The organism is Ensifer canadensis, from assembly GCF_017488845.2.
Taxonomy (GTDB): domain Bacteria; phylum Pseudomonadota; class Alphaproteobacteria; order Rhizobiales; family Rhizobiaceae; genus Ensifer; species Ensifer canadensis.
The window spans coordinates 279,510-296,812 of the sequence record NZ_CP083374.1; the positions used below are offsets into that span (position 1 = coordinate 279,510).

Consider the following 17,303-nt stretch of genomic DNA (forward strand, 5'->3'; position numbering starts at 1 on the left):
TTACTCCGCAGCTTCGACGAAACGGTGGCGCTCGTAGAGGAACTTGAGCACCGCTTCGCGGCATTTGAGGTAGGTTCGGTCGGCCGCCAGTTCGATGCGCCGGCGCGGGCGGGCTAGCGGCACATCCAGGATTTCACCGATGCGCGCCGAAGGTCCATTGGTCATCATGACGATGCGGTCGGAAAGCAGCACCGCCTCGTCGACATCATGGGTGATCATCAGCACCGTATTGCCGAGCTCGGCGTGGATCTGCATCACCTGGTCCTGCAGATGGGCGCGGGTCAGGGCGTCGAGCGCGCCGAACGGCTCGTCGAGCAGAAGAACCTTCGGTTCCATGGCCAGCGCCCGGGCGATGCCGACGCGCTGCTTCATGCCGCCGGAAACCTCGGACGGACGCTTGTCGGCGGCATGCGCCATCTGCACCAGCTCGAGATTGCGCATGGTCCATTCGTGACGTTCGGCCTTGCCCTTGGTCGCGCGGAAGACCTTGTCGACGCCGAGGCGGACGTTTTCGTAAACCGTCAACCAGGGCAGCAGGGAATGGTTCTGGAAGACGACGGCGCGGTCCGGTCCCGGCTCGTCGGCAACGCGGCCATCGAGGAGCACGACGCCGGTGGTCGCCTGCGTCAGGCCGGCGACGATATTGAGCAGCGTCGACTTTCCGCAGCCGGAATGGCCGATGATCGAGATGAATTCGCCCTTGTCGACGGAAAGCGAAACCTGCTTCAGAACGTCCGTCCTGACGCCGCCGCGTTCGAAGCTCTTGTCGATAAGCTCAAGCGAGAGATAGCTCTTGGTCATGGTCTTTGCCTTTCTCACGCAGTTGCCGTGCCGCGGGTGACGACGCGGCCGATGAGGGCGATGAGACGATCGAGGAGGAAGCCGACGATGCCGACGTAGATGAGCGCAACGATGATGTCGCTGATCAGCGACGAGTTCCACGCATCCCAGATGAAGAAACCGATGCCGACGCCGCCGATCAGCATCTCGGCGGCAACGATCGCCAACCAGGAAAGACCGATGCCGATGCGAAGGCCAGTGAAGATGTAAGGGGCAGCAGCCGGCAGCATGATCTTGCCGAAATATTCGAAGGCATTGAGCCGCAGCACCTTGGCGACGTTCTGGTAGTCCTGCGGAATGTTGCGGATGCCGACCGCGGTGTTGATGATGATCGGCCAGATCGCGGTGATGAAGATCACGAAGATCGCCGAGGGGGTGCCGTCCTGGAAGGCGGCGAGCGACAGCGGCAGCCAGGCGAGCGGCGGCACGGTGCGCAGCACCTGGAAGATCGGATCGAGCCCGCGCATGGCAAGGGCGCTCTGGCCAACGAGTGCGCCGAGCGCGATACCGACGACAGCGGCGAGCGCATAACCGATCGCGACGCGCTGAAGGCTGGCCGAGATATGCCAGAACAGGCCTTGATCGACGCCCTGTCCGACATAGAACGGATGCGCGATCAGCTCCCAGCTTTCCTCCAGAACACGTGTCGGCGCCGGCAGGCTCGAGTCGGGCGCAGAACAGATCACCTGCCAGGCGACGAGGATAAAGCTCAGGGTCACCACCAGCGGGACGAGGTTGGTCAAGGCTGTGGCGAGTGCTGCCGGCAACCGGCGGCTACCGCCGGGCTTCGTCGCACGGGTAAAGGCGATGACCCGGGCCACGGGCCGCTGAGCAGCCTCCTGGGGAAGCTTGAGATTGGTGACGGACATACCGTTCTCCTAAAGGTTCAAGTCGAGCGGCGGCGGGCTCGCCCGCCGCCACGAAGGCTCAGGCGACGCGCGAAATGCTCAGGCTCTTCAGGTAAGCCTGCGGATCTGCCGGATCGAACACCTTGCCGTCGAAGAATTTCTCGATGCCGCGTGAGGTCGAGGTCGGGATGTCGGAGACGCCGAGCTCCTTTGCCGCATCGCGCCAGATATCCTCGCGGTTGACCTTGGCAACGAGCGCCTTGATGTCGGTGTCGGGAGCAAACTTGCCCCAGCGGATGTTCTCCGTCAGGAACCAGCTGTCATGGCTCTGGAAGGGATAGGAGGCGTGGTTGCGCCAGAACTTCATGAAGTGCGGGCTGTCCTCGACGAGCTTGCCGTTGCCGTAGTCGTATTCGCCCTTCAGCCGGTCGACGATGTCCTTCGGCGGCACGTTGAACCAGCTGCGTTTGCCGACGATCTTCGCCAGCTCTTCCTTGTTGGCCATGTCGTCGCACCATTGCGCCGCTTCCTGGATGGCCATGGTGAGCGCCCTTGCGGCGCGCGGGTTCTTCTCCACCCAGTCAGCCCGCATGGCGAAGGATTTTTCCGGATGCTCGTTCCAGATTTCGGCGGTGTTGACGGCGGTGTAGCCGATCTTCTGGTTGACGAGCTGCTCGTTCCAGGGCTCGCCGACGCAGAAACAGTCCATGGTGCCGACCTTCATGTTGGCGACCATCTGCGGCGGCGGCACGACGATGGTCTCGACATCGGAATCCGGATCGATACCGCCAGCGGCAAGCCAATAGCGCAGCCACAGGTCATGCGTGCCGCCGGGGAAGGTCATCGCCACCTTGGCGGCAGCGCCTTCAGCCTTCTTCTTGGCAAAGGCTTGCTTCAGCGCCGATGCATCGAGGCCGACCTTGAGATCGGCATAGGCGCCACCGACCGAGATTGCCTGCGCGTCGAGATTGAGGCGCGCGAGGATCGCCATCGGCAGAGGCTGGTTGTTCTGCGTCACCTTGCCGGTCGAGATCAGGTAAGGCATCGGCGTCAGGATATGGGCGCCATCAATACCGGCGCCGGCCGAACCGAGCACGAGGTTGTCACGTGTGGTGCCCCAGGAGGCCTGCTTGACCACGTCGACTTCGGTCATGCCGTATTTGTCGAACAAGCCCTTTTCCTTGGCGACGATCAGCGGCGCGGAGTCTGTCAGAGCAATGAAACCGAGAACCGCCTTGGTAGTCTCGGGACCGGTCGACTGTGCAAAGGCGCCGGTCGGGAAGGCCGTCTTGGCGGCACCGAGTAGAGCGGCCGTCGCTGTGGTTTTCAGCAGGCCGCGGCGGGTCAGTCCGCCAGTCGAAAACTTGATCATGCGCAGGTTCCTCTGCTGCTGCCGGGCAAAACCGGACATAAAAAAACGCCGCTTGGAGATTGCGTCCGGGATCAGGAGGATTCCTCGGGAAACAAAAACCGTGCGACGTCAGTGTCTCTGGCAAACGCGATCTGGCGTTTGAACTCGCTTCAATCGCCGTTGACCGAAGCAATTTCTTAAAAGCAAGAGCCGTGCCAGTTCGACAAGCCAGGAACTAATAGTTTGATATCGAATGATAAAAATACGAACGAGCGTAATTGCCCAGCAAAACAGCTATTGTAGAATCTGCTGAATTATTGTGCGCTGCACACAGCCGGCTCGGCCGCTCTGCCCAAACAAGCAGCGGCCGAACCATCAGTTGTCAGCGCCAGATGCGGTCGCGCCGCCCTCTGCACGCACAGGAAACGCCTCGACATAGGCCTCAATCGCGGCAGGATCGAAAACATGGCCGTCCATGAAGCGATCCTCAGCGGATGCGCCCTCGATCCTGATATCGGCTTCCGCCGGTGCCGCATCGGCCCCGAGCGCAAGCCGATAAAGGTCAGGGCGATAGGCCGAAGCTGCCGCCGTCGTCGCTTCCGGGCCCAAGTCGGCCTGTCCCCAGCGCGCCATCTGGCTGTAGATCCAGAGTGCATGGCTGGGGCGGGGATAGTTGGCGAAGTTGCGGTGGAAGACGAAATAGTCGTCGATGACCCGACGCTGTCCTTGAGCGTCGATGGTGAACTCACCGGAAAGCACGCGGCGGATGATTTCGACCGGGGCGCCGACATAGCGCTGGTCGGCGAGCGCTTCGGACAAGGCGTCGCGATTTTGCGGATCGTCGCACCAACGGGCGGCAGCATCCAGCGCCACGATCAACCGCGAAACCGTTTCTGGATTGGCTTCGGCCCACTCGGGGCGCATGCCGATGACCTTTTCGGGCGCCGACGGCCAGATATCCTGCTTGGCGGCGACAATACGTCCGACGCCGCGCTCGGATGCAACCATGTTCCAGGGCGCGCCGACGCAGAAACCATCGATCGCGCCGGCTTCGAGCGCGTCTGTTGTCATCGGCGGCGGCACGACGACAAGCTTGACGTCACGATCCGGATCAACGCCGCCGGCAGCCAGCCAGTACCGGAATTCGTAATTGTGCGAGGAGAACGGATAGGTGACGCCCAAGGTCGGCGGCGCATCGCCATTCGCTTTCATGCGACCAAGTACGGCGGCGAACGCTTGCGCATTGGCAAGCGCGTTCTCGGCGCCTTCAAGCCCCCCCTCCTCCACCATACGGGCAAAGAGCCGATTGGACAGCGTGATGGCATTACCGCCACGCCCGAGCGAGAAGGGCGTGATCGTCGGCGAAGGATTGGAGCCAAGCCCAAGCATGGCCGCAACCGGCATGGGGGAAAGCATGTGGGCAATATCGAACTGGCGGAACGCCAAACGGTCGCGGACATTGGCCCAGGAGACATCCTTGACCAGATCGAGTGTCAGACCTTCGCTGCGGGCAAAACCGAACTCGCAAGCGGCGATCAGGACCGATGCATCGACGAGCGGGATGAAGCCGGCACGAAGCGTGCGGGCGCCCTCGCTGCGCATCTTTTGCGGCGCCGGTAAACCATGACCGGACGAGGTGAGGCCGCTGCCGATATCGCCGAGATTGGCCATGCTGTTCACTCCACCTACTCCTTGCGACAAAGCCGGTACGCGGCGCCCGCCATCACATCAGCAGGCCGGCGGCCGTCACCACGCTTTGCGCGATTTCAGACATCTTCTTCTTTTCGTTCATCGCCGTCTGCCGCAGCAGGGCAAAGGCTTCCTCTTCCGAGAGACCACGGATCTTCATCAGAATGCCCTTGGCGCGCTCGATGACCTTGCGCTCCTCGAGCGCGGACCTGGCATCGGCCAGTTCCCGTTGCAATCGGCTGAAGGCGTTGAAACGACTGACGGCCATGTCGAGGATCGGCTTGACGCGCTCCTTCTTGAGACCATCGACGATATAGGCGGACACGCCTGCCTCGACCGCTGCCTCGATCGAAGCGGTGTCGGAGCGATCCACGAACATCGCGATCGGCCGCCCCACCGTGCGCGTCAGCTGGAACAGATGCTCCATCATATCGCGATTGGGGTTTTCGATATCGATGACGATGACATCGGGCCTAAGACTGTCGATGACGCGCGCGACACCCTGCACCTCATGGATGACAGTCACCTTGCGATGCCCGGCCTCATGCAATCCTTCCTCGATGATCGAGGCACGAATGGCGTTCTCGTCGATGACGAGAATGGTGAGGTCGCGGTTTGTCATGAGGCGATCATGATGCAGCGCAGCAAATTCCGCAACAGAATTGCCTATTTTCTTAACAAATTCTTCGTTGCTTATTTTTTAATCGATTCCGCAGCATTTGCAAGGTCGGAACTTTGCTCCAGACAGCGCTTCCTGACCCGAAGCCGCAAACTTCTTTAGATTGCTCGCAAGACCATAAAATCCGGCAAGATCACGGGGCATTCTGCGATCGACTGGCCTCTCAGTAGTCAGGTAGTGGCGAGGCGCCATGCAATTGCTGCCAAGTCTGATCTTCGCCGATATGATGCCCGCAGGGCATAGGCCAGAATTGCAGTAATACCCCCCGAGCAATCGCGAGCACGGAGCGTCGGAATCTCGCTTAGTCAATCGTCTTCAAGACAGACAAGCTAGGAGAACAGCGATGACTATCACCATTACCGCATTTGAACGATCGCCCGATCGCGGCAGGGGCATGGCGCGTGACATGCGCGTTCGCTGGGCGCTCGAAGAAGTGGGCCAGCCTTACGACGTTCGTCTTGTTTCGTTCAAAACGATGAAGGAACCCGCGCATTTAGCGCTTCATCCTTTCGGACAGATCCCGACCTATGAAGAAGGCGATCTAGCCCTGTTCGAGTCCGGGGCCATCGTGTTCCATATCGCCGAACGCCGTTCGGGCCTGCTGCCACACGATGCGAATGCCCGGGCGCGATCACATGGATGTTTGCCGCGCTCAACACGATGGAGCCGCCGATCGTGGATCGCGAAATCGCCAGGTATCTGGAAGGCGATGAGACCTGGTACGAGCAGCGGATGTCTGCCGTCGAGGGCCGCATCCGTAAACGGCTGAGCGAACTTTCCGGGAGGCTTGGCAATGCCGATTGGCTCGACGGCGAGTTCAGCGCCGGTGACCTTCTTATGGTGACGGTGCTGCGCAGATTGGCAGGATCAGGCATATTGGACGAATATCCGAACCTCGCCGCCTATATCACCCGCGGCGAAGCGCGACCCGCCTACCAGCGTGCTTTCGACGCTCAATTAGCGGTTTTCACCGCTGCATCAACAGGCCGATAAAGGTCCGCTACGATGGGCGTTCCAGACGGAAATCTTTACCGGCCGCCTTCAGCCGGAGCATTTGCGTGAACATGGACGCAACGGCGGAAAACGATTGAACACACGGCAGGCTTCCAGGTGACGGTATGTTGGAAACCGCTCCGATGGCCCATCTCGCCACCAACTGCCTGTCTCAGGGCTAGCCTATCTCTTCAGGAATGAAGCCGCCGGTCTGGCGTTTCCACAGACGGGCAAACAGGCCATCCTGTTCAACCAGTTCTTCCGGCCTGCCTTCTTCCACGATGCGCCCCTGATCGAGTACGATTATCCGGTCCATCATGGCGATGGTCGAAAGGCGATGTGCTATGGCAATCACCGTCTTTCCCTCCATCACCAGGTTGAGTTTTTCTTGGATGGCAGCCTCAGATTCGCTGTCGAGAGCGGAGGTCGCTTCGTCCAGCACGAGGATCGGCGCATCCTTCAGCAGAACGCGGGCGATCGCCACGCGCTGCCGTTGACCGCCCGAGAGCTTGATGCCGCGGTCGCCGACGAAGGCGCAATAGCCCTTACGGCCTTCGCCATCAGCAAGATCGGCGATGAACACATCGGCCCTTGCCGTTTTGGCCGCCTCTTCGACCTCTTCCTGCGTCGCCTCCGGTCGGCCGTAACGGATATTGTCGCCGACCGAACGGTGCAGTAGCGCGACGTCTTGCGCGATGACCCCGATGTTGCGGCGAAGACTTGTCTGTGTGACATCGCGGATGTCCTGCCCGTCGATCAGGATCGCGCCTTCGTTGATGTCGTAGAAGCGCAGCAGCAGGCTCACCAGCGTGGTCTTGCCGGCCCCGGAGAGGCCGACCAGCCCCACCTTCTCCCCCGGCCGCATCGTCAGCGATAGGTTGGCGATGACGGGCTTGCCGGACTTGTATGCGAAGCAGACGTCTTGGAAGCGGATCTCGCCGTTGTTGACCACGAGGGTCGTCGCGTCAGGCCGATCTGTTATGGTCGGCGGCGTCGTCATCACGGGCATCGCATCCTTGATCGTCCCGATCGCCTGGAAGATCTGCTGGCCCATCTGCAGGAAGGTGAAGGTGTGCCCGGACAGCCTTTGGAGGATATAGACCGCCCCGACGAACTCGCCGACCGTGAGAAAGGCGTTGACGAGGCCCGAAAAACCAATCGAAAGCATCGCCAGCCAAAGTGCCATGTTCAGCGCCACGACAATGAGTTCGGACGTGCGATAGATGCGCTGTTCCCTGTGCTGCGTCTGTATGGTTTTGTGAATGATGCGACGGATCGCGCCGGCCTCGCTGTCTTCGGCAGCGAACTGCTTGATCATTTGCATGTTGGTGTAAAGGTCGGTGATGGCGCCTGACACCAAGCTTCGCTGCTTGGCAGTGCTGCGCGAGCGTTCCACGAAAATCGGCGCCATCTTGACGGCGAGTGCCACATTGAGCCCTATCCAGACGATGACGGGCAAGGCGAGCTGCCAGGATAGGGCGCTCAGCAAAACGACGGAACCGACCATCTGCAGCAGGAAACGTGGAATGGACTGGAAGGCGGCGATGATCTGCTGCTGAACGGCGGATGATACTTGTGACAGGCGCGAAGCGACCTGTCCGGCAAAAAGATCGTGGAAAAACGCCAGATCCTGCCGCTCGACCGCCTTGTGACCCTGCCATTGGATTGCGGCCGGCATGCCGACGCCGAGCGTATGCGAGTTGAGTGTGTTCAATAGAAACGAGGCGACCGGCATGGCCGGAAAGATCAGCAGCCCGAGAAAAGTCAGGAGGGGCCATTCGCTGTGCAAGAAGGCGGATGCACCGTTCTGCGATACGCCATCGACGATGACAGAAAGCCCCCAGACGATAGTCAGGTTGATGGCCTCAATCGCCATGGAGGAAAGCGCGAGCGCGATCAGCACGCCACGGAACATTGATATGAAATGCAGAAGGACGGTTGCGGGCCCCTTGGACGGCAGCGGTCGGTAAGGAATATCCAGGGGTCGGATCAAGGTTTCGAACGGACGGTAGATCGCATCTGAAATCGACATGGGCCACTCGGTCAAATAGCGGATGGGAAAGTCAGCGACGCAGATCGCACCTTACCACCCTCTTCCTGCAATCTTAATTAGAATATTTTGGTAAAATTCGGGACTTTTGCAACTACTGGGAGGGAGCGAAGACCTCGTATATGTGTTCCCAGACCCGGCGTCTTTACCAACCACGCACGGTTGCCGAAAAGCGACCGCGGGCATATGTGCTCGCGATCGCATCCGTGTACTGAGGCATCCCAGTGTTCCGGCAAATCACCAGAACGCTGGGATGCCATTCTCTTGAAGCTGACGTACCGGCAGTTACGCGGCCGCTTCCCGCTTGGGCAGCACCCAGTTCGCGCGCGGAAAATGGCAGGTGTAGCCGTTAGGATAGCGCTCCAGGTAGTCCTGGTGCTCCGGTTCCGCTTCCCAGAAATCTCCGGCCTGCTCGACTGACGTCACGGCTTTTCCTGGCCAAAGTCCCGACGCGTCGACGTCGGCGATGGTGTCTTCAGCTATTCTTCTTTGCTCATCGCCAAGAACGTAGATCGCAGATCGGTACGAACTGCCGATGTCGTTGCCCTGCCGGTCGACCGTCGTTGGGTCGTGAATCTGGAAGAAATACTCCAGAATCCGGCGATAGCTGATCGTCTCGGGGTCAAACACGATCTCAATACCTTCGGCGTGGGTGCCGTGATTGCGATAGGTCGCATTCGGTACATCGCCGCCGGTATAACCCACCCGGGTCTTGATGACGCCGGGCAACGCTCGGATTAGATCCTGCATGCCCCAGAAGCAGCCACCGGCCAAAACAGCTTTCTCGGTCATTTGATAGTCTCCACTTGGTTGAGATAGGCACCATAGCCCTCGGCCTGCATTTCGCCGAGCGGAATGAACCGCAGTGCCGCGGAGTTGATGCAATAACGCAATCCACCCCGATCTGCCGGACCGTCGGTGAACACGTGGCCGAGGTGACTATCGGCATGAGCTGAGCGCACTTCGGTGCGGATCATGCCATGAGTACCATCAGACAATTCGCGAACATTTGCATGTACGATCGGCTTCGTAAAACTCGGCCAGCCGCAACCGGATTCGAACTTGTCGGCAGAGGCAAACAGAGGTTCGCCTGAAACGATGTCGACGTAGATGCCCGGTTCCTTGTTGTCATTGTACGACCCGGTAAAGGGCCGTTCCGTCGCATTTTTCTGGGTCACTTGGTACTGAATCGACGTCAGCCTGGCGATCGCGTCATCGGTCTTCGTGTACTTCAAAGCCATTACTCCTATTGGACTTGCTGCCAGAATATGGCGCTGGGTCGGCGATTTTCCCAATAGAGGGCGTGCATAGATTCAATAGCGATGCCATGCGGCGTTTCAGCGCCTCAGGCCCAATCGTGACGGGCTGCCATCTGGGCGATCTTGCGCATCTCAAGTGGCGTGCCGGAACCGGAAACGGATGCCAATACCACCTCTCGTTCCAATGACATGCCTTCGATCCTGCGGGTCACTATCCCCTCAACCACGACCGAACGCTCGGGCATAATGCAGATCGCGCGGCCTTCCGCCACCAGTTGCTGGACCCAGTCCTCACGATCGGCACTGAAACGTGGCTGCATCACCGCGTTGTGGTTCATCAGGTGCTCTGTCATCTGGGTATGGAACTCGCAAGCGAGCCGGTCGACATATGGATACGAGGCGAGGGCCTTGACGCTGACGACGTCATTTTCAGCAAGTGGGTGCCCATCAGCGCAGGCGAGGAGAAATCGCTCACGAAACAGCGGCACGATGTTGAGCTTGGGGTTGAAACGCGGCGCTTCCGGAAGGATGCAGGCATGATACTTGCCCGACAGCACCTCCAGCGCACCCTCGCCGGCCGACAACTGATGCATGTTGAGGTTTACGGCAGGGAGTTGGCTGAGCACTTTGTCAAAGAATGCCGTGAACTTGGCGGGGCCGATCGTCGGGGCAACGGCAATGTCGAGAATACGGCGGCGGCCGTGGACCGTGCTTTCTGAATGTTCGCGCACGTTTCGAAGAGCGAGTTCCACCCGCATGAATTCAGCCTGGACGTCGCGACCAAGCGCCGTCAGGCGGCTGTCCTTGCCATCGCGGTAGATCAGTGGACTGCCCAGTTCTTCTTCGAGGCGCTGAATTGCGCGCGTCAAGCTCGGTTGCGACACGCCGCTTCGACGCGCGGCTTCCGTGAAGTTCAACGTTTCAGCCAGATTGAGGAAGTATCCGACCTGATTGATATCCATGTCTGATGCTCCACGTTGGTTGCCTGGCTGCAGTCGCAAAGTTGGCGCGCTTGTCACCCGCGAGAACGCAGCTTGCCGCAACGCTTGGCTCAGGTGAAGGGCACGAGCAGAATGGGTCCGGAACGAATCCGGGTAGCCGGTCGTCGCTGCTCATATAGACTGCGCACGTCCCAGCAGCGAAGGAGCATTCCTATGGCTTTCAGTTCGCAACGGCTTCAATTTGCCGGCCATTCCGGAGCAACTCTTGCCGCCCGGCTCGACTTCCCCAGCGGGCCCCTGCGCGCCTACGCTCTGTTTGCCCATTGTTTCACCTGTTCCAAGGACCTGGCGTCGGCGCGCCGGATCGCAGCGGAACTGGCCCGAGAGGGTATCGCTGTCCTACGTTTCGACTTCACGGGGTTGGGATCGAGTGAAGGCGAATTCGCATCGACGAATTTCTCCTCGAATGTTGCCGACCTTGTCTCGGCGGCCGACTATCTACGTCATCACTTCCAGGCACCCTCGTTGCTGGTCGGTCATTCGCTCGGCGGGGCCGCAGTGCTCGCGGCGGCCAAGGACATTGCTGAAGTCCGCGCGGTTGCAACGATTGGCGCACCGGCCGATGTCGGCCACGTGTTGAAGAACTTGGGCGCGAGCCTCAAGGAGATCGAGACGTCCGGTTCGGCGGAAGTGGATCTCGCCGGACGCAAGTTTCTCGTCAACATGCAATTTGTCGAGGATGCGCGTGCGCACCGCATCAAGGACGCCGTCGCGTCGCTGAAAAAGCCGCTGCTCATTTTGCATAGCCCCTTGGACGAAACCGTCGGCATCGAGAACGCTACCGAAATCTTCGGCGCAGCCAGACATCCCAAAAGCTTCATATCGCTGGACAAGGCAGACCACCTGCTCACAAATCTTGAGGACGCGGCCTTTGCCGGACGGGTCATTTCAGGATGGATGACGCGCTATCTCGCTGCCGATACGCCGCAAGGCGCGGAGCCGGTAGAGCATGTGCGGGTGACGGAGACAGGCGGCGGCAAATTTCAGAACACCGCCCAGGCCGGCAGCCATCGTCTTTTCGCCGATGAACCCAAGGCAATGGGCGGCCTCGATTCCGGCCCGTCACCCTATGACTTCCTGTCCATGGCGCTCGGCGCCTGCACGTCGATGACGCTGCGCCAATACGCCGAATACAAGAATCTGCCGCTCGGACGCATCGGCGTTGATGTCTCCCACACGAAGATCCATGCCAGGGATTGTGTGGAATGCACGGAATCTGAGCGCAGCACTGGCGGCAGGATTGATCGCTTCGAACGCGTCATATCAATCGACGGCGAGGTCTCAGAGGAGCTTCGAGGCAAGATCGCTGAAATCGCCGACAAATGTCCGGTCCATCGTACGCTGGAGGGTGTCGCAAGGATAGAAACGGTCGTGAAAGCGCCGTTGCGATAACCGCTCTCGATAGAGGCGCCGCCGCAATCCGCCTGCGCGGATACAAATGATTACAGAAACGCCCCTAGGCAGACATATCCGGTATACGCGATCGCAGGAAGATGGGTTCGTTGGCATCAGATACAAACGCTTGAGAAATCAAGGTTACGTCTACATGCGCAACGAATACCAGTGTTCCAGGTGCGTTATCGATCTGTGTCAAGGCGTCGAGACTTGCCTGCAGGCCATGTGGTTTGACGGTAAATGGTCGGGGCAAGCAGTACCTGGAACACTGGCCGCGGATTGGGCGCCAATATCAAAGCAAGGCACGTGAAATGTCCGGCATCATCAACCTTTTCCTTGCCTTCTGCGTCGCCGCAGCGGCCTCCCTGTTTTACTCGGGCGATTTCAAGAGGGCACCGTTCGTGCCAATCAGTCGGTCCAGTGCCGGTCTCCTCGCCACAACTGAGGCACACGGAACGCTCGCTCCGCCTTTTCATTTCGAGGATCTCGATGAGGAGTTCTCACCCAGAACCCCGCGCCTCTAGCTAACAAGCACCGGCTGCGATCGATCTCGACCACCCCTTCCTCCTATACGCTGCCTCCCTTGCTGGCCTCAGGTCTCGTTCTATCGCCCCTGTGCGCACGAGTGGCGGAGTATGTTGACGCTACCTTCGAAGGTGCCACCACCTTGATTGGCGCATTGGATCCGTGATCAGGCTGTCAGAAAAGACCGACGGATTGGGCCGGTGCCTTCCTCATCGCGACGATGTGCAGCGATGAATAATTTCGAGAAGGCGGTCACAAGACCGCTCGACATATTGCTGAGGACACGTGGCAACGCCCAAAAGCAGACCGGGTTTCGCGAAGGCCGGCGACGCGTGCCATACCGACAAGGGTGCCGGTGCCAGGCCGAACGGTAGCGTTTCGCGCACGATGGAAACATCCGGCGCGCCATCGGGGAGGCGCAACAGAACGGCCAGACCCGCCGTATCAACGATTATCCCGTCTGCGCGCGCCTCCAGACACCGCAGCAATGCGTCTCGGCGTGCCGTGTATGCGCGTTTCGTGCGCCGCAGATGCCGCAAGAAATGCCCCTCGCAAATAAACTCCGCGGTGGCGAGTTGTACGGATGGCCCGGGCGGAGGCGCCAAACATGCCGCCACCTCGGCGAAGCGGGCTTCCAGAGACCGCGGCACGAGGACAAAGCCGAGGCGCAATGTCGGACTTATGGTCTTGCTGAACGAGCCGATATGGATGACCCGGCCTGCACGATCAATCGAGGCGAGTGCCGGCGCGGCGCGGCCTGTCAGTTGCAACTCGCCCAAATAATCATCCTCGATTACCCAAGCTCCCGCCTGATCCGCCCAATCAAGAAGATGCAGCCGTCGCCCGAGCGAAAGCGTCATTCCAGTTGGAGCCTGCTGTCCAGGTGTCACAACGACTAGCCCCGCGTCCGGAGCGATGCGAAGGCCGTAGTCGACATCGATGCCGTCGGCGTCAACCGGGACAGGGACAGGCAACAATCTCGCCAACTCAAGCCCGCGCCGCGTGAACGGAAATCCAGGATCCTCCATCCATGCCTTGCGTCCTTCGAGCCCAAGCGCGTGGAGGGTCAATCCAAGGCCGCTGGCAAAACCGCAAGTGATGAGGATCTGAGAGGGCAAACACTCGATCCCGCGCGCAATGGCAAGATAGGCGGCGATCTCTCGCCGCAGCTCGAGTTCGCCGCGTGGGTCCGGATACATCGCCGGTGCGCTCGCCTCGGCGCGCACACTTTGGGACCGGATCCTGGCGAAGAGTTTTGCGGGAAAGGTCTCCTTCGCCGGCACGCCCATCTGGAAGATTGCCGGGCCCGCGATCATCTCCTGATACCGCTCCATGAAGGAGCCAGGCTCCGGTGGGGAATCCTGTCGCCGGGATAGGATCGGTCGCTCCGTTACACGCGTTCCCGTTGCGCGAGATGCAACGATAAGCTGAGCCGCCGCCAGTTTATCGTAGGCCAGCCGAACGGTGCCACGGGCGACGCCAAGTTGGGCCGCCAAGTCTATCCAGGAGGGTAGGCGCGCGCCTGATGCCAATACGCCACTGTCGATCGCGGCAGTGATGCCCATGCAGATCTGGTCCGCCAGCGGGGTCTTCGCAGTGCGATCAATCTGCAGCTCAAGCGGTTTAGCCATTCCGTCCCGTGGTACAAGATTTTCGTGCGTTCCTGGTGCTTAATACAGGACCAGTCGAGGGGTATTTATAGCGAGTAGATGAACAGGCCACAAAGGAGAAATGTCATCATGAATGCACGATCCATCATCGGTGCAGCCTGCGCCGCAGTCGCCATGGCCGTTGCGATGCCCGTCGCCGCGCATGATCCCCTCGAAACAGTTACGCCGGCCTTCGAGCAGAATATTCCGAACATTCCCGGCAAGTCGGTTCGCGCCGTGGTCGTCGATTACGGTCCAGGCGGAGCGTCACTGCCACATGTCCATGCAAAATCGGCGTTCATTTTTGCCTATGTTCTGTCGGGAGAAATCGAGTCACAGGTGAACGATGAGCCCAAGAGGACCTATCGTCCCGGCGAAAGCTTCTACGAGACCCCTGGCTCCAGCCACCTCGTAAGCCGCAACGCGAGCAAGACCGAACCCGCGAAGCTTCTGGCTGTCTTTGTCGTCGACACCGACGACAAGGAACTGACCACCACAGCCAAAGCAAAGGAATGAACCGATGTCAGCCCGTCTGGACTATAACCAAATCGCTCCTGCCGGCGCGAAAGCGCTGGGCGGTGTCTACGGTTACGTCATGCAAAGCGGCCTCCCATCCGTTTTGCTCGAGCTGGTCTATCTGCGTGTTTCCCAGATCAACAACTGTGCCTATTGTCTCGACATGCACACGCGGGATCTTTTGAAGAAGGGGCAGCAGATCGAGAAGATCGCGTTGCTTCAAGCCTGGCGGGAAGCCGGCCCTCTCTTCGACGAGCGCGAGCGTGCGGCGCTCGCATGGGCCGAAACAGTGACGCGCGTGGCAGAGACGGGTGTGCCTAGTGACGCCTATGACGCTGTCAGCGCCGTCTTCAGCGAACGCGAACGCGTCGATCTCACGATCGCGATCAGCCTCATGAACGCCTACAATCGGATGGCCATAAGCTTCAGGAATGTGCCCCACGCGGCGATTGGCAGATAGCCTCGAAACAGCGCTCGCGGTGGAGCCCGGGCTGTTTCACTGTGAGCAGCGCGCTCGTCACTGCACTAACATCGAGAGGAAAACACATGCCGGATGTCTCAAAGACCTTCTCAGGAAAGGCATGGCGCGTCCATCAGTTCGGGCCGCCAGATGTAATGCAGTTGGAGCGCGTGGACACTCCAGAGCCAGGGATGAACGAGGTCATCGTCAAGGTCCATGCGGCTGGTGTTGGCCCTTGGGATGGGTGGATTCGCGCCGGCAACAGCGCCCTGCCCCAGCCTCTCCCGCTCATTCTCGGTTCGGACATCTCAGGCGAGGTCGTCGCGGTCGGCGCTGGGGTCCCGCGGTTCAAGGTTGGAGATGATGTCTATGGCGTCACCAACAAGCGCTTTTGTGGTGGATACGCGCAATACGCAGTCGCCAGTGCTTCCATGCTCGATCACAAACCAGTGCTGATTGACCACGTCGCTGCGGCATCGCTGCCCGTGATCGCGGTGACAGCATGGCAGGCACTTTTCGATCAGGCTGGTTTGGAAAGGGGCCAAACTGTGCTGATCCACGGTTCGGCGGGAAACGTCGGCGCCTATGCCGTGCAATTCGCCAGAGAAGCGGGCCTTCGGACAGTGTGCACCGCCGCGTCAGGTGACATCGAAAGCGTTGTTGCTCTCGGTGGCGAAACGGTCATCGACTATACAAAAACCAGATTTGAGGACGAAATTCGCGATGTCGATGCCGTCATCGATCTGGTGGGCGGAGAAACCCAAACGCGATCGTTCCGGGTGCTGAAAAAGGGAGGGCGATTGATTTCGGCCGTTTCGGTTCCGGACCAGGCTCTGGCCGCACAGCACCAGGTCCTGTCCAAATTTTTTCTCGTCGACGTATCGACCGAAAGCCTTGCCCGCATCTCCTCTCTCGTCTCCCGAGGTGCCCTCCGGATGAATGTCGGGGCGACATTACGGTTTGAGCAAGCGAAGGACGCGCACTTGATGCTCGAAGGCGAGCTGCCGAGACCGAAGGGAAAAATCGTCCTGGCAATGGGTGAAGCCAACTGACGAAAATCGCGCCAGGCTACCGGAGAAATGGAATGATGGGTCGCTTCAACAGGCCCTTCTTCCGTGGAACACACGGATCGCCAGAACGACCCCGGCGATCAGTATCGCAACGCCGGCGCCTTCCAAAACCGTCGGTATTCGAGCATGGACAATGAGCCCACCAATGACGCCGAAGGCCGTTTCTGAAACGATCAATTGAGCCGCCAGCGCGACCGGCAGGCTGCGCGCGGCCACATTCCAGGTCCAGACGCCGCCAACTGTCGCCACCAGAGCGAGCGACACACCCCACAGGTACAATGGTGCAGCGGTGCCCCATCCGAAACCAAGCTTGGGAAGCTGGAACAGCCCCATCGCTGCGCCAATCGGGTAGAAAACCAGCATCAAAATGCCGCCGCCGATGAGGATGAGAGCCGACCACACACCTGAAGGCATGCCCGGTCTGGCGGCCAGTGCTGCCTGGTTAGCAATGGCAAACCATACCCACAACACGACGGCTGCGATAGAAAGTGGAACCCCAATCCAGAGTGAACGCACAGAATCCAATCCGACCTCGGTGAACGCGGCGCTGTTGACAAGAACAAGACCGAACAACACCAGCATGAGCGGCATCATCAAAAATCGCCACGGCAGGGATCCCTGCCGCCGATTGCCGATGAGGGCCAGAACGATCGGGACAAGTCCGAGGAATGCGGGCGCAATCACCGGCCCGGCATAGATGGCCGCGCCCGTAACCGTGAGGAAATAGCCGACATAGCCGATGAAGGCGAGCCACGTGGCGATGAGCCAGTTGCCGGGGGTAAGGTACTGCGCCACCCCCTTGGTGATCACCAAGATATACACGCCAACCACCGCCGAAACGACATGGCGGATCAGAGCAAAATCGAAGGTAGAGTAATCGCCGATGACGAACGGCACGATGAAGTTGAGGGAAAAGGCGAATGCGGCAAAAATCGCCGCGAAAACGCCGATATAAAACTGCCTGTCCATAACTGGCCC

The 17,303-nt window shown here is 59.9% G+C and carries 16 protein-coding genes and 1 pseudogene; 6 read left to right on the forward strand and 11 right to left on the reverse strand.

Annotated elements, in window-relative coordinates; translation table 11 throughout:
• The 5 genes from J3R84_RS34700 to J3R84_RS34720 form a co-directional block, all read right to left on the reverse strand.
• Complete coding sequence (locus J3R84_RS34700; RefSeq protein WP_025430174.1) at positions 1-801, reverse strand: ABC transporter ATP-binding protein; 801 nt, start codon at positions 799-801, stop codon at positions 1-3.
• Positions 802-815: 14 nt separating this feature from the next.
• On the reverse strand, positions 816-1,709 hold the full coding sequence (gene ntrB / locus J3R84_RS34705; protein ID WP_057207243.1) for a nitrate ABC transporter permease: 894 nt from the start codon (positions 1,707-1,709) through the stop codon (positions 816-818).
• Between the two features lie 58 nt (positions 1,710-1,767).
• Complete coding sequence (locus tag J3R84_RS34710) at positions 1,768-3,060, reverse strand: CmpA/NrtA family ABC transporter substrate-binding protein (protein ID WP_057220027.1); 1,293 nt, start codon at positions 3,058-3,060, stop codon at positions 1,768-1,770.
• A gap of 354 nt (positions 3,061-3,414) precedes the next feature.
• Positions 3,415-4,641 (reverse strand): CmpA/NrtA family ABC transporter substrate-binding protein, encoded by a 1,227-nt coding sequence (locus J3R84_RS34715; protein WP_373688510.1) that lies wholly within the window; start codon positions 4,639-4,641, stop codon positions 3,415-3,417.
• Positions 4,642-4,762: 121 nt separating this feature from the next.
• Positions 4,763-5,350 carry an ANTAR domain-containing response regulator gene (locus J3R84_RS34720; protein ID WP_025430178.1) on the reverse strand — a complete coding sequence of 196 codons (588 nt, stop codon included), beginning with the start codon at positions 5,348-5,350 and terminating at the stop codon, positions 4,763-4,765.
• 400 nt (positions 5,351-5,750) lie between these two features.
• Between J3R84_RS34720 and J3R84_RS34725 the strand changes: the two are divergent.
• Positions 5,751-6,400, forward strand: a pseudogene (locus J3R84_RS34725) (glutathione S-transferase family protein).
• A 178-nt stretch (positions 6,401-6,578) separates the two neighbouring features.
• Here J3R84_RS34725 and J3R84_RS34730 read toward each other — a convergent pair.
• The 4 genes from J3R84_RS34730 to J3R84_RS34745 form a co-directional block, all read right to left on the reverse strand.
• Positions 6,579-8,432: an ABC transporter ATP-binding protein gene (locus J3R84_RS34730; RefSeq protein WP_057220029.1), complete on the reverse strand. Its 1,854-nt coding sequence runs from the start codon at positions 8,430-8,432 to the stop codon at positions 6,579-6,581.
• A gap of 303 nt (positions 8,433-8,735) precedes the next feature.
• Complete coding sequence (gene msrA / locus J3R84_RS34735; protein ID WP_057220030.1) at positions 8,736-9,242, reverse strand: peptide-methionine (S)-S-oxide reductase MsrA; 507 nt, start codon at positions 9,240-9,242, stop codon at positions 8,736-8,738.
• Positions 9,239-9,685 (reverse strand): peptide-methionine (R)-S-oxide reductase MsrB, encoded by a 447-nt coding sequence (msrB, locus tag J3R84_RS34740; protein WP_057220082.1) that lies wholly within the window; start codon positions 9,683-9,685, stop codon positions 9,239-9,241. The genes msrA and msrB overlap by 4 nt, the downstream gene beginning before the upstream one ends.
• Positions 9,686-9,795: 110 nt before the next feature.
• On the reverse strand, positions 9,796-10,671 hold the full coding sequence (locus tag J3R84_RS34745; protein ID WP_082555591.1) for a LysR family transcriptional regulator: 876 nt from the start codon (positions 10,669-10,671) through the stop codon (positions 9,796-9,798).
• A 192-nt stretch (positions 10,672-10,863) separates the two neighbouring features.
• On the opposite strand from J3R84_RS34745, the gene J3R84_RS34750 reads away from it, so the two are divergent.
• Together J3R84_RS34750 and J3R84_RS34755 are read left to right on the forward strand one after the other, a co-directional pair.
• Positions 10,864-12,102, forward strand: a complete 1,239-nt coding sequence (locus J3R84_RS34750; protein ID WP_057220031.1) for a bifunctional alpha/beta hydrolase/OsmC family protein — start codon at positions 10,864-10,866, stop codon at positions 12,100-12,102.
• 314 nt (positions 12,103-12,416) lie between these two features.
• Positions 12,417-12,629 (forward strand): hypothetical protein, encoded by a 213-nt coding sequence (locus J3R84_RS34755; RefSeq protein ID WP_025430185.1) that lies wholly within the window; start codon positions 12,417-12,419, stop codon positions 12,627-12,629.
• Between the two features lie 210 nt (positions 12,630-12,839).
• On the opposite strand, the gene pdxR is transcribed toward J3R84_RS34755, so the two are convergent.
• Positions 12,840-14,261 (reverse strand): MocR-like pyridoxine biosynthesis transcription factor PdxR, encoded by a 1,422-nt coding sequence (gene pdxR / locus J3R84_RS34760; RefSeq protein ID WP_057220032.1) that lies wholly within the window; start codon positions 14,259-14,261, stop codon positions 12,840-12,842.
• Between the two features lie 108 nt (positions 14,262-14,369).
• Here pdxR and J3R84_RS34765 point away from each other — a divergent pair, with 108 nt between their 5' ends.
• The 3 genes from J3R84_RS34765 to J3R84_RS34775 all read left to right on the forward strand — a co-directional run bounded on the left by J3R84_RS34765 (position 14,370) and on the right by J3R84_RS34775 (position 16,307).
• Positions 14,370-14,795 (forward strand): cupin domain-containing protein, encoded by a 426-nt coding sequence (locus J3R84_RS34765; protein WP_057220033.1) that lies wholly within the window; start codon positions 14,370-14,372, stop codon positions 14,793-14,795.
• A gap of 4 nt (positions 14,796-14,799) precedes the next feature.
• A complete protein-coding gene (locus J3R84_RS34770; RefSeq protein WP_025430188.1) occupies positions 14,800-15,255 on the forward strand; it encodes a carboxymuconolactone decarboxylase family protein in 456 nt (151 codons plus the stop codon).
• Between the two features lie 86 nt (positions 15,256-15,341).
• Positions 15,342-16,307, forward strand: a complete 966-nt coding sequence (locus J3R84_RS34775) for an NADP-dependent oxidoreductase (RefSeq protein WP_203527565.1) — start codon at positions 15,342-15,344, stop codon at positions 16,305-16,307.
• 45 nt (positions 16,308-16,352) lie between these two features.
• Here J3R84_RS34775 and J3R84_RS34780 read toward each other — a convergent pair whose 3' ends face one another.
• Entirely contained in the window at positions 16,353-17,294 is a 942-nt protein-coding gene (locus J3R84_RS34780) for a DMT family transporter (RefSeq protein WP_025430190.1), read from the reverse strand.
• Positions 17,295-17,303: the final 9 nt, after the last annotated feature.

What these genes read in the sequence shown, in the direction of transcription:
- J3R84_RS34700 (WP_025430174.1), bottom strand. Translation starts at nt 801, where the DNA reads ATGACCAAGAGCTATCTCTCGCTTGAGCTTATCGACAAGAGCTTCGAA.
- ntrB (WP_057207243.1), bottom strand. Translation starts at nt 1,709, where the DNA reads ATGTCCGTCACCAATCTCAAGCTTCCCCAGGAGGCTGCTCAGCGGCCC.
- J3R84_RS34710 (WP_057220027.1), bottom strand. Translation starts at nt 3,060, where the DNA reads ATGATCAAGTTTTCGACTGGCGGACTGACCCGCCGCGGCCTGCTGAAA.
- J3R84_RS34715 (WP_373688510.1), bottom strand. Translation starts at nt 4,641, where the DNA reads ATGCGCAGCGAGGGCGCCCGCACGCTTCGTGCCGGCTTCATCCCGCTC.
- J3R84_RS34720 (WP_025430178.1), bottom strand. Translation starts at nt 5,350, where the DNA reads ATGACAAACCGCGACCTCACCATTCTCGTCATCGACGAGAACGCCATT.
- J3R84_RS34730 (WP_057220029.1), bottom strand. Translation starts at nt 8,432, where the DNA reads ATGTCGATTTCAGATGCGATCTACCGTCCGTTCGAAACCTTGATCCGA.
- msrA (WP_057220030.1), bottom strand. Translation starts at nt 9,242, where the DNA reads ATGACCGAGAAAGCTGTTTTGGCCGGTGGCTGCTTCTGGGGCATGCAG.
- J3R84_RS34745 (WP_082555591.1), bottom strand. Translation starts at nt 10,671, where the DNA reads ATGGATATCAATCAGGTCGGATACTTCCTCAATCTGGCTGAAACGTTG.
- J3R84_RS34750 (WP_057220031.1), top strand. Translation starts at nt 10,864, where the DNA reads ATGGCTTTCAGTTCGCAACGGCTTCAATTTGCCGGCCATTCCGGAGCA.
- J3R84_RS34755 (WP_025430185.1), top strand. Translation starts at nt 12,417, where the DNA reads ATGTCCGGCATCATCAACCTTTTCCTTGCCTTCTGCGTCGCCGCAGCG.
- pdxR (WP_057220032.1), bottom strand. Translation starts at nt 14,261, where the DNA reads ATGGCTAAACCGCTTGAGCTGCAGATTGATCGCACTGCGAAGACCCCG.
- J3R84_RS34765 (WP_057220033.1), top strand. Translation starts at nt 14,370, where the DNA reads ATGAATGCACGATCCATCATCGGTGCAGCCTGCGCCGCAGTCGCCATG.
- J3R84_RS34770 (WP_025430188.1), top strand. Translation starts at nt 14,800, where the DNA reads ATGTCAGCCCGTCTGGACTATAACCAAATCGCTCCTGCCGGCGCGAAA.
- J3R84_RS34775 (WP_203527565.1), top strand. Translation starts at nt 15,342, where the DNA reads ATGCCGGATGTCTCAAAGACCTTCTCAGGAAAGGCATGGCGCGTCCAT.
- J3R84_RS34780 (WP_025430190.1), bottom strand. Translation starts at nt 17,294, where the DNA reads ATGGACAGGCAGTTTTATATCGGCGTTTTCGCGGCGATTTTTGCCGCA.